Raw genomic sequence first — 14341 nt, forward strand, 5'->3', positions numbered from 1 at the left:
AATAATGATGTTGATTAGAGGCCTTGTTTTGACTAACTTTATATTATTTAACATATTTATAAACTAAAAAGAACTATGACTTATATGAAAAGTATATGAAGAAAACACCATTGAGTACGCTATAAACATAGTTATGGCGTACTTTTTGACAAATGTGATTGTTTTTACACATACATATAAAATTCAGTTTATTTTCATCTAAAATATAAAATTTCATTAAATAAATAGGCGCAAAAGTATTTACAATTAATTAATAAATTGATATTATTAAGTTATCCTATATGAAGTGTGTGTGAATGAGAGAAAAACCACTCTTCATGAAGTGAACTAAAGTGTAAAAGTTACATTTTTCATGTACTTATGAGAAAGGGGTTCAAAGGTTTTATGAATAAGGTCTTTAAAGTCGTTTGGAGCAAATCTAAGGAATGCTACGTTGTAGTTCCTGAAATTGCGAAAAATAATAGCGGCAAAAAGAAAGTCCTAGCTAGCGTATTAGCTGGTTTAGCGCTTGTTGGCGTTGGCGCACAAATGGGTACTCCTGTAGATGCGTTCACAAGTACTAACCCTATTAAGACTGATAACAGTATTAATACTAACGACAGTCGTATCAATATTAAAACTGCAAAGACAGTAGGCGATTATGGTGATCAAACTGTTGGTGTTAATTCTGTTGCAGTGGGCTATGGTAACTATACTAATAATGAAGATGGCACAATCGTTTATGGTGCAGCAAACAGTGCAACTGCAAATGCGGCTATTGCATTAGGTAATCGCAACGAAGCATCTGGCGGTAATGCAGTAGCACTTGGCACTAGCAACACAGCAACTCAAGTTAAAACAATTGCCATTGGTAATAAATCTAATGCTAATGCAGAAGGTGCTATTGCTATCGGTGCATACAATAATCAAAACTTTACAACTGGTAGTAGTAATACAACACCTAAACAAGCGGGTGGTAATTCCGTCGTTGTTGGTAACTACTCCCATGCTGGTGGTAGACAAAGTGTGGCTATTGGTAACAATGCAACGACTCAACATGATGATTCTGTAGCTATTGGTGCTGACGTATCTGCTTTGGCAGGTCATAACATTGCTATCGGTTCTGGTGGTACAATTGCACAATCCGCACCTGGCAAAACAGGGTCTGCAGCAATTGCAATAGGTCTTAATGCACGAGCTACATATGGTAATGATCTTGGCGCATTCGACATGATTGCTGTTGGTAATCAAGCAACTGCATCCGCTAATGCTGCAACAGCTATCGGCACATTGTCCAAAGCAACTGGTAACAACTCTACTGCAATCGGTAATAAAGCTACAGCATCTGCTTCCGGTGCACTTGCATTTGGTCAAGCAACACAAGCAACTGCACATGGTGCTCTTGCTACAGGTAATGGTGCAGAATCTAAGGGCGTAGGTTCCACTGCTGTTGGTCGTACTGCAAAAGCTAACAATGATGGCTCTGTTGCAGTAGGTTTTAATGCAGAGGCTTCTGGTGACCATGCCATTGCAATCGGCGGTGATGGTAAAGGTGCTGCTTTCACAGACAGCCCTAATACATATGGTGGATTAGGTAATAAAACAACAGCATCTGCTACAAATGCGATTTCTGTTGGTTATACTGCAAAAGCTGATAAGGTAGATGGTGTAGCACTAGGCTCTAACTCTGTTACAACAACAGATAAAGGTGTTAAAGGTTACAATCCTTCCGATGACCATACACGTCATTACACAAACTTAGCTAACAATGTTCGCACAGCTACTACGGCTGCTGTATCCATCGGTAATGGTAGTACATTGACTCGTCAATTGACAGGTCTTGCTGCTGGTACTGCTGATACAGATGCTGTTAACGTAGCTCAATTGAAAAACGTTGGTGTTGCATTGACTGGTAATACTGGTTCTAGCGACTTCTTGGCTGACGGCGGTAAATTGAATGTTCGTGGAGAAGGCCGTGTATCCGCAGCTGTTGCTGATGAAAATACTAAAGACTCCAGATTGACTTTGACATTTGATGACAAAGGCATGGTGAAAGCTGGTAAAAACGTTAAGGTTGATGAAGTAACTGTAAACGGTAGAACTACTTACACAATCAACGCTGCAGACGCTGCTGCAAAATACGATTTCTTAACAAATGCTAAGGCTAACGGTGGTAAATTAGATGGCATTGCTACACCTACTAAGGTTGAAAGCGGTCAAACTGTTACCTATGCAGCTGGTAAAAACTTAACAGTAAAACAAGATATCAACCAATCTGCAGGCGAACAAACATATACATATTCCTTGAACAAGGATTTAAAAGAAATTACATCCATCACTAATAATGGTGGTCCTACTTTAAACTTTGGTGATCATAACATCAGCATCACTGGTGGTAACTTGGATCTTGGTGATCAAAATATTACTCACCTTCATTCCGGTGGGGATACAGTTGATAATGCTGCAAACATTGGTGACGTTATCCGTATTTCCAAAGCTAATGATTTACACATTGCACCTACAGCAGGTACTAACAATAACGTAGCTGAATATACTGTAGACGCTAACAAAAAGGTTACATTAACATACCAAGATGGTAATGGTAAAACTGTTAACGGCCCTAAAGCAGTTATCGACTTGAGCGGTTTGAAAACTGGCGATATGAGCTCCTTCAACGTAAAATCTTCTGCTACAGAAGGTAAGGTTGCACAAGGTTCTGCTGGCGTTCAAGAAATTCGTGATGGTAAAACTGTAGAAATGCAAGCCGGCAAAAACATGACCATTAAACAAACTAACAACAATGGTAATGCGGCTGTTGAATTCTCCTTGAATAAAAATGTGGACCTCACTCCAGATGGTTCTATTAAAATTGGTGATACTAACATCACTGATAATGGTTTGACTATCAATAATGGTCCTTCCATTACAAAGACTGGCATCAATGCAGGCGATTTGAACATTACTAATGTGAAAGCTGGCGTAAATGATAATGATGCAGTTAACGTAAGCCAATTGAAACAAGTTCGTGCTGACGAACGTCACATCAAACCTGGTGAATATGCGGTAGACGCAAACGGCAAAGTAACGATGACATACGTTGACGGTAACAACAAAGACGTTGCTAACGAAACGGCTGTTATCACAGGTATTGCTAAACAAGATCTTTCCAATATCAACAAGGGTGGCGAAACAGTTATCCAAAATCTTGCTAAAAAATCCATCGATATGGAAAATGGTAAGAATACAAAGGTGAGCAACCGTGAAATCAATGGCGTTAAAACTTTCAAAGTAGACGTTGAAGGTGATTTAAACGACATTACATCCATCACAAACAAAGCTGGCGATGGCAAGGTTGTATTCGGTGGTAACCAAACTGTTAACGTAGCAGGTGATCACAACATTAACTTGAATGCTAAAGTTGGTGACATCACTGGTTTAACTAACGTAACTTTGGATGCTCCTGATTTCGCTAAAAAAGGTCGCGCCGCTACTGAAGAACAATTAAGCATCGTTAATAACGGTTTCAATAACACAGTTGGCTTGACTGGTAACACAGGCGCTACTGATCTTCAAAAATTGAACCAAGCTGGTGGCTTGAGCTTTGGCGTAATTGGTGCTAACAATGGCCAATACATCAAAACAACTGCATCTGGCAGCAACGTAGCTGTTGACTTGTCCGATGAAGCTAAAGGTAAATTGAACAATACTGTAGAGGTTCGTGGTAAAAATGCTGCGAAGGTTACTTCTGTAACAGAAAATACTGTTGATGGTGGTAAGAAAACAATCTACACAGTAGACGTTGATAATGTAACACCTACAGCTGCTTCTACTGAAAAGGTGAAAGCAAAAGCTGATTCCAGTAGTTCTACAGATAAAAATATTGCTAAGGTTACTCCTCAAGCAGGTGACCAATATGGCGACGCTGGTGCAACTTACGAAGTAAACGTATCCCGTAACGACGTAAAAGACGCAGCTCGTGAAGCGGTAACTGTAAATACTACAAACACAACTAACAACCCTATCACTGTTACACCTGTTCAAGATGAAACAAACCATAACACAACTTACACAGTAACATTCGATGGTAACAAAGCAGCTACTCAAATTCCTTTGACATACAAAGCGAACGGTCAAAATGCTCAAACAGTTACATTGGATAAAGGTTTGAACTTCACAAACGGTAAAAACACTACAGCTTCTGTAGATGCTGAAGGCGTTGTTAAATACGATGTGAATAAAGATTTAGTTAACATCAATTCCATTTCTAATACTACAAATGGTCCAAAAATGGAATTTGGTCCTAACTCCATTAACATCACAAATGGCCCTATCAACATGGGTGACCAAAACATTACTAACCTTAAATCTGGTGGTGATGTTATCAATAACGCAGCTAATATTGGCGACGTAAAACGTATTTCTAAAGAAAACGATTTACACATTGCACCTACAACATCTAATCGTCAAGGTGAAACAACTACATCTTACGCTTACGATGCAGCAAGTAAATCTGTTACATTGAAATATAACGATGGTAATGGCGTAACTCAAGCTGGTACAGTAGCAAAAATTGACTTATCCGGTTTGGCTGATCAAATCAAAGACGGTTATTCCTTCTCTACTGACGCTAAAGGTAATGTAGTTGGTAACCATGCTGTTACACCTGTAGCAAATGGTAAAACTGTTTCTTATGCAGCAGGTAAAAACTTAACGGTTGCTCAAAATATTGATAATGCAACTGGTGAACATACTTACACATATGCATTGTCCAACGATGTTGATTTAACACCAAATGGTTCCTTGAAAATTGGTGACACAATTCTCAACAATGGTGGCTTAACAATTACAGGCGGCCCATCCGTTACTAAGACTGGCATCAATGCTGGTAACTTGAACATTACTAATGTAAAAGCTGGCGTAAACGATACTGATGCAGTTAACGTAAAACAATTGAAAGATGCTCGTACAGTAGTAACTTCTAACGATAACTCCGTAACAATTAATAAAACTGAAAACGGTAACCAAGTGACTTACGACTTGCACGTGGCTCCTGGTGTTGCACAATCTGTATGGAATGTGAAATCCACAGGTAACACAACTGCTGATTCTGAAACAGCTGCCAAAACTATCTCTGATGGTAAAACAGTTGAAATGGCAGCAGGCAAGAACTTGACTGTAAAACAAACTAGCAACAACGACGGCGCTAAGGTTGAATTCGACTTAGCTAACGATATCAAGATTGGTAACGACGGCAAAGACGGTAGAGACGGCGTTGACGGTAAAATCGGTGTAAACGGTAAAGATGGTTCTTCCGTTGTGATCAACGGTAAAGACGGCTCCATCGGCTTAAATGGTAAGGACGGCAAAGACGGCCTTACTATGAAGGGCGAAAAAGGCCAACCTGGCTTAAACGGCAAAGATGGCATCACTCGCATCGTTTATGAAGATAACAACCATGATAAACATGAAGTGGCTACGTTAGATGATGGTTTGAACTTCACTGGTAACAACACTGATACAGTGAACAAACAAAAATTGAACAGCTTAGTAAAAGTACAAGGCGAAGGTGTAGATAAAAATACATCTGCTACATTCAAGAGCGCAGCTGGTAACATCAACGTAAAAGCTGATGGTACAGATACTTTAGAAGTTCAATTGAACAAAGACTTGAAAAATATCAACACAATTAAGAACGGTGGCAATGCTACTTTCACAATTGGTGGCGATAACTTTGCATTCAATGGCGGCAACGTAAGCATCGGTGGTAACAACATTACTAACCTTAAATCTGGCATTGTAAATAACAATGATACAGATAATACAAATGCTGCTAACATCGGCGACGTTAAGAATATTTCCAAAGCTAACGACTTGCACATTGCTCCTACAACATCTAATCGTATTGGTGAAACAACTACATCTTACGCTTACGATACAGCAAGCAAATCCGTAACATTGAAATACAACGATGGCAACGGCGCTAACCAAGCTGGTACAATCGCAAAAATCGACTTGTCCGGTTTGGCTGATCAAATCAAAGACGGTTATTCCTTCTCCACTGACGCTAAAGGCAATGTAGTTGGTAACCATGCTGTAATAGCTGTTGGCAATGGTAAAACTGTTTCCTATGCAGCAGGCGATAACTTGACTGTAAAACAAGATATCGACGCTACAACTGGTGAACACACTTATACATACGCATTGTCCAATGACATCAAGGTCGGCAAAGACGGTAAAGATGGCATCGATGGTAAAATCGGCGTAAACGGTAAAGATGGTTCCTCCGTTGTGATCAATGGTAAAGACGGTTCTATCGGCCTCAATGGTAAGGACGGTAAAGATGGTCTTACTATCCGTGGCGAAAAAGGTCAAGATGGTGTAGACGGTAAAAATGGTACTAACGGTATCACTCGTATCGTATACGAAGACCACAACCATGATAAACACGAAGTGGCTACATTGGATGACGGCATGAAATATGCTGGCGACGATGCACAAGGCGCAGATAAATCCAAAGTAATCGCTAAGAAATTGAACGAAACTATGGACGTTGTTGGTGGTGCAGATAAGTCCAAATTGACTGACAACAACATCGGCGTGAACAACGTAGATGGCAAGTTGAAGGTTCAATTGTCCAAAGAAGTGAACTTGACTCCATCTGGTTCCTTAACAATTGGCGATACTGTAGTTAACAACAATGGTTTAACTATCTCTGGTGGTCCATCCATCATTAAAACTGGTATCAACGCTGGTAACTTGAACATTACTAATGTGAAAGCTGGCGTAAACGATACTGATGCAGTTAACGTAAAACAATTAAAAGATGCTCGTACAGTTGTTACATCTAACGATAACTCCGTAACAGTTAACAAAACTGAAAACGGTAACCAAGTAACATATGACTTGCATGTAGCTCCTGGTGCTGCACAATCCGTATGGAATGTGAAATCCACAGGTAATACAACTGCTGATTCTGAAACAGCTCCAAAAACTATCTCTGATGGTAAAACAGTTGAAATGGCAGCAGGCAAGAACTTGACTGTAAAACAAACTAGCAACAACGACGGTGCTAAGGTTGAATTCGACTTGGCTAACGATATCAAGATTGGTAAAGATGGCAAAGACGGCGTTGACGGTAAAATCGGCGTAAACGGTAAAGATGGTTCCTCTGTTGTGATCAACGGTAAAGACGGCTCCATCGGCTTAAATGGTAAGGACGGCAAAGACGGTCTTACTATGAAAGGCGAAAAAGGCGCTGATGGCGTAACTCGCATCGTTTACGAAGATCATGACAACAATAAACACGAAGTAGCTACATTGGATGATGGTTTACGTTTCGACGCTAACTCCGGTGGCGAAAAGAAAAATAAACTTGGCTCCAAAGTTACTGTAAAAGGTACAGGTGCTAAAGCTGATTCCGAATACGATTCCTCTAATATCAAAACAAGCATCACCCAAGGTGCTGATGGTAACAGCGAAATCAACATCGGTTTGGCTAAAGACTTGAACAACATCAACACAATTAAAAACGGTGGTCCTGCTACTTTCACAATCGGCGGCAACGAATTTAAATTCGACGGCGGCAATGTGAACATGGGTGGCAACAACATTACGAACCTTAAATCTGGTATCGTAAACAACAACTCCACTGATGATACAAATGGTGCTAACATCGGCGACGTTAAAACGATTTCCAAAGCTAATGACTTGCACATTGCTCCTACTACATCTAATCGTACTGGTGAAACAACTACATCTTACGCTTACGATACAGCAAGCAAATCCGTAACCTTGAAATACAACGATGGTAACGGCGCTAACCAAGCTGGTACAATCGCAAAAATCGACTTGTCCGGTTTGGCTGATCAAATCAAAGACGGTTATTCCTTCTCCACTGACGCGAAAGGCAATGTAGTTGGTAACCATGCAGTTACAGCTGTAGGCAACGGCAAGACTGTTTCCTATGCAGCAGGCGATAACTTGACAATTGCTCAACATATCGATAATGCAACTGGTGAACAAACATATACATATGCATTGGCCAACGACATTAAGATTGGTAAAGATGGTAAAGACGGCATTGATGGTAAGATCGGTGTTAACGGTAAAGATGGTTCCTCGGTTGTGATCAACGGTAAAGACGGCTCCATCGGCTTAAATGGTAAGGACGGCAAAGATGGTCTTACTATGAAAGCAAAAGACGGTCAACCTGGTGTAAACGGTAAAGATGGTATCACTCGTATCGTATACGAAGATAACAGCAAGAATACACATGAAGTGGCTACATTGGATGACGGCATGAAATATGCTGGCGACGATGCACAAGGTGCTGACAAATCCAAAGTGATCGCTAAGAAATTGAACGAAACTATGGACCTTGTTGGTGGTGCAGATAAGTCCAAATTGACTGACAACAACATCGGCGTGAATAACGTAGATGGCAAGTTGAAGGTTCAATTGTCCAAAGAAGTGAACTTGACTCCATCTGGTTCCTTAACAATCGGCGATACTGTAGTTAATAACAATGGCTTGACTATCTCTGGTGGCCCATCCATTACTAAGACTGGTATCAATGCTGGTAATAAAACAATTGTTAACGTAGATGCTGGTGTAAATGATACTGATGCAGTTAACGTAAAACAATTGAAGACAGCTAAAACAGAAGTTAAGGCTGGTAATAATGTAACTGTAGACACAACTTACGGTAATGATGGTCATACAATTTACACTGTTAATGCGAACGACGTAGCTCTTGGCGATGCAGTATTAAAATACTCCGCTAACGGCACTAACACGCAATCCGTTAAATTGTCTCAAGGCTTGAACTTCGTTGACGGTAACTACACATCTGCTTCTGTTGATGCAAATGGTCAAGTTAAATACGACGTAACAATCGGTAAGGTGAAAGACGGCGTTGACGGTAAACCAGGCGTAGATGGTAACGATGGTATCGCAACAGTTAAAACTGTAGTTGATACAATCAACAACTCCGGCTGGAAAGGTGATGTTACTGGTAACACAGTCAATAACCATGCTGCAACAATCGTTAAACCTGGCACAACTGTAAACTTCGGTGCTGGTAAAAACTTAACTGTTGAACAAATCGTTGATAGAGTAACTGGCGATCATACTTACAACTATGCATTGTCTGACGATATTAAAGTCGGTCATGATGGTAAAGATGGTAAACCAGGTGTTGACGGTAAAATCGGCGTAAACGGTAAAGATGGTTCTTCTGTTGTGATTAATGGTAAAGACGGCTCCATTGGTCTCAATGGTAAGGACGGTAAAGACGGTCTTACTATGAAAGCAAAAGACGGTCAACCAGGTGTGAACGGTAAAGATGGTATCACTCGTATCGTATACGAAGATAACAGCAAAACTACACACGAAGTGGCTACATTGGATGACGGCATGAAATATGCTGGCGATGATGCACAAGGTACGGACAAATCCAAAGTTATCGCTAAGAAATTGAACCAAACAATGGATATCGTTGGTGGTGCAGACAAAACTAAATTGACTGACAACAACATCGGCGTAAATAACGTAGATGGCAAATTGAAAGTTCAATTGTCTAACACAATCAACTTGACTCCAGCAGGTTCCTTAACAATTGGTGATACTATGATCAACGATGGTGGTTTATCTATCCATAATGGTCCATCCATCACTAAAGGTGGCATCAATGCTGGCAATAAAACAATCGTTAACGTAGCTCCTGGTGTTAACGGTACTGATGCCGTAAACGTTAACCAATTGAACTCTGCTAGAACAGAAGTTGAAGAAGGGGACAACGTAACAGTAACTTCCCGTAAAGGCGCTAATGGTCAAACAATCTACAAGGTAAGTGCTACTGGCGTTAACCTTGGCGATGCAGAATTGAAATACTCTGCTAATGGCACTAACACTCAATCCGTTAAATTGTCTAAAGGTTTGAATTTTGTTGATGGTAACTACACATCTGCTTCCGTTGATGCAAATGGTCAAGTTAAATACGACGTTAACCTTGGTAATATCAAACAAGGTACAGACGGCAAACCAGGCGTAGATGGTAAAGATGGTATCGCAACAGTTAAAACTGTAGTAGATACAATCAATAACTCCGGTTGGAAAGCTAATGCAACAGGTAATGTGGTAGGTACAGCCACTGCAACAATCGTTAAACCTGGTAGCACAGTAAATTACGGTGCAGGCAAAAACTTGAACGTAAAACAAACTGTAAACGGCGATGAACAAACTTACGAATTCGCATTGGATAAAGATTTGAAAGAGCTTAACAGCGTTCAAACTAACACAATCCACTTAGGTAGCCCAACATCTCATACAACTATTAACTACAATGCAGGTAATGATCGTATCGAGTACACAACTAAGAACGGCACTAAACAAGTAGCTAACTTAGATGATATCTGGACTATCCAAGCAAATGGCACAGACGTTAAACCTGTAGGCGGAAAAGTTAATGTTGTAGGCGGCGACCACATCAAAGTTTCTACTGATGCAGCTGGTAAGATGACAATTAGTGCTGACGGCGTTGGTACTATGAACGGCTTCAATGTTAAATCTACTGGTAATACTACTAACGATTCCGATAAAACAGCTAAAAACATCACTGATGGTAAAACTGTGGAATTCTCTGGTGGTAAGAACCTCACTGTTAAACAAACTAACACTGCTGACGGTGCAAAAGTAGAATTCGCATTGAACAACAACATCGACTTGACTCCAAACGGTTCCGTAACAATTGGTGACACAGTAGTTAACAACGATGGTTTGACTATCACTGGTGGTCCTACTATCACTAAGAACAATGTTGATATGGGTGGCCAACAAATTCACAACGTGAAATCTGGTGGCGATGTAGATTCCAATGGCGCTAATATTGGCGATATTAAACGTATCTCCAAAGCTAACGATACTCGTATCAAAGACGGTAACTACGAAGTTAGCCAAAACGGTACTGTTGAAATGACATATGTTGATGGTTCTGGTAAACAATTAGTTGACGAACACGGCAACCCTGTGAAAGCAACTATTTCCGGTATCGCTCGTCAAGACTTGTCCAACATTACTAACGAAGGTAAAAAGGTTATCACTGGCCTTGGCACAATCGTGAAAGCTGGTCAAAACGTATCCGTTGATGAAGCAACTGATAACGCAACTGGTCAAAAAACATACACTGTAAACGCTGATCTTTCTGGTGCAAAAGTAAATGCTAGTGTTGGTACTGAAGGTTCTGGTGTGGCTAAAGGTCTCAAGAACCCTGTGAAAGTTGAAAAAGGTACTCAATATATCGCTGGCGATAACATGGTTGTTGAACGTAAACCTGTTGAAGGCGACGATAAACTTGATAACTCTATCACTTACAGCTTGGCTCACGACTTGACTGAAATCAATTCTATCAGCAACGGTGGCGCAACTCTTCGCATCAACTCTAACCCAGGCGGTAATAAATACGACCGTGATACAGCTGTGACTCCAGCTTTTGAAGTTCATGGTGGTAACCTCAGCATGACTGGTAATCGCATCGTTAACCTTGCACCTGGTATCGATGGTACTGATGGCGTAAACGTTAACCAATTGCGTGATTCCTTAACAACTGTTAAATCTACTGATGGCACTGTACGAGTGACAGATCTAAGTACAGATCCTAACAAACATGAATACGATTTACATGTTAACCCTGCAGCTGATCCTCGCGTAGATAAATTGGGTGAAGAAATCGGTCATGTAGGTGCACAATCTGCTGCATTGTCCGCATTGAAACCTATCCAATACGATCCAATGGAACCAACTCAAATCATGGCTGGTTATGGTAACTATCGTGGTAACTCCGCATTGGCATTGGGCGTAGCTCATTACAAGAACGAATCCACAATGTTCCATGCAGGCGTGTCCTGGGCTGGCGGCAACGGCCATATGATGGCTAACGCTGGTGTAACTTGGAAGGTCGGCAACCGCGATAGCGAAGCTGCTGTAGCAGATCATTACCGTAAGGGTCCTATCAGCTCTACATATGCAATGCAAACTGAAGTGGCTTCTATGAAAGCACAAAATGCCGGATTAAAAGGCGAAGTATCTGATTTGAAAGCTGAAAATGAACAAATTAAGGCTCAAAATGCAGGCTTACAAAGCGAAGTAGACCAATTGAAAGCTCAAATGGCTGCTATGATGGCTAAATTAGGTATGTAATAAGATACACATGGACGGGGATTCTCCTTGAATCCCCTACCATCGCTAATATTCGACAATGAAAAGAGGAATAGATATGAAAAAATCTACAATGCTTGCTTTCACAGCAGCAGCACTTATGAGCGCTGCATCTATTACAGGATATGCTGCTGGCTCACCAACATATGATGACAATTTGATTTTGCCTAACCCTGCTTCTACACCAACTACAGGTCCTGTTGTACTTGTTCCTGTGGCTAGCCCACAAACGGTACAAGCTTTGCATACATTTGTACAAGCATGGCAAAATGCAGAAGTTAACTATACTAAAGCTAAGATTAAACATGACAATCATGAACAATTGACTAAGGCTGAAAGTAAATGGTTACATTCTAAGGATAAACATAACTATGCGGACTACTTCCGCACACATTCCTTGGGACGTGTTCATGGCTTTGAAGTCGCATTCAACTGGAACGGCGAAAACCGTAACAAAAATGAATACGAATTCTTTGATATGCCAAAATACAATGAAAAAGATGGTTTCGTAAATAGCTACGGATTCAACGTATTACGTGGCATGGTAGACCAAATCAATGCAGTCGTTCAAAGACAAAAAGAAATCGGCGGTCCTATGACTAACGATGAAGCAAGTGCTTTGGAAGACGCAATCTTGGATATCATGGCTCAAGATCAAGAACATGTGAACAACGAAGACCTTCGTCACATGATGAACGAAACAATTTGGTACGCAGCTAAAGAAACCGTAAAAAACAAAGCAACTGAAGAGCCTACTGCTACTGAAGAACACGTAGTAGACCTTCGCAAAGCAATCAATGAGCCAGTGGAACCTTCCGCTCCTCACACAATTGATTTGCGTAAAGCAATTCAACAATAAGATTGCTGACCGTATATCTTTAAAAAAACAATATGGCCCCTCATATGCTGATATAGGGGCCGTATATACCCTAGAACCCCTAACTAGGGCACAAATAATCCTTATACGAATGACGCCACCCTTGTGGGTGGCGTCATTTGTTTTATAAAAGAATATAAATGGTATATCAGATAGGATGATAGTTGCAAGGTCTCCTAAGAAATAGAACAGGCCTGTACTAATTGTAGGATGACAGTTGGAAGGTCTCCAGTGAAATAGAACAGGCCTGTACTAAATGTAGAATGACAGTTTCAAGGTCTCCTAAGAAATAGAATAGGCCTGTACTAAATGTAGAATGGCAGTTGCAAGGTCTCCTAAGAAATAAAACAGGCCTGTACTAAATGTAGAATGACAGTTGTAAGGTCTCATAAGAAATAGAACAGGCCTGTACTAATTGTAGGATGACAGTTGCAAGGTCTCCAGAGAAATAGAACAGGCCTGTACTAATTGTAGGATGGTAGTTGCAAGGCCTCCCAAGAAATAGAACAGATCTGTACTAATTGTAGGATGATAGTTGCAAGGCCTCCCAAGAAATAGAACAGGCCTGTAGTAATTAATAGATATAACTGAAACTAATTAGTGGAATAGCACATATTGTATTTATAGTCTATAGAAATATAAAAAGAGGACTATCAAATACAATATATAGTAGTGCCAAAATAAATAAATACATTATACTGAAAAGGTGAAAAAAGTTTCAAATTTTTTAAAATTAGGACTTGCGCGCATCTCTTGTTTGTACTATAATAACCATACAGTCGTTGAGGCGACTGTTTCTTAATGAGGAAACACTAGAAAGTATCTAGATTCTTTGTTAGTTATTTTGGAATTTTATGTAAATCCCTCACATAGAGGTAATTACAAAATTCTAAAAAAGATTATAAAAAGTGCTTGACACTGAATGGTCAACATGTTATTATAATCTAGTCGCCAGTTGGTGAAACACTTCGAACGAAAGTGCTTCGGAGCTAGATAATATCTGGTCTGACTGGTACAGATCTTTGAAAACTGAACAATGATAGGTAATCAATCATATGATTGAACATATGCCAGAGTGCGGGTTTTGACATAGTCAAAACCAACCATAATTCAAAGTTACATACATGTAACGACAACAAATATTGAGCTACTCAAATAGCTTCAAGATATCTTGGAGAGTTTGATCCTGGCTCAGGACGAACGCTGGCGGCGTGCTTAACACATGCAAGTCGAACGAAGAGCGATGGAAGCTTGCTTCTATCAATCTTAGTG

Annotated in this window: 2 protein-coding genes and 1 rRNA gene; all 3 read left to right on the plus strand. The window is 40.3% G+C overall.

What is annotated here, in order from left to right:
* Positions 1-384: 384 nt before the first annotated feature.
* Positions 385-12174, plus strand: a complete 11790-nt coding sequence (locus O3598_RS03975) for an ESPR-type extended signal peptide-containing protein (RefSeq protein ID WP_371451886.1) — start codon at positions 385-387, stop codon at positions 12172-12174.
* A 76-nt stretch (positions 12175-12250) separates the two neighbouring features.
* Complete coding sequence (locus O3598_RS03980; RefSeq protein WP_371451888.1) at positions 12251-13051, plus strand: hypothetical protein; 801 nt, start codon at positions 12251-12253, stop codon at positions 13049-13051.
* Positions 13052-14237: 1186 nt separating this feature from the next.
* Positions 14238-14341 (plus strand): 16S ribosomal RNA (locus tag O3598_RS03985); the annotation flags it as partial.

It is taken from the genome of Veillonella atypica (assembly GCF_041431435.1).
GTDB lineage: Bacteria > Bacillota > Negativicutes > Veillonellales > Veillonellaceae > Veillonella > Veillonella atypica.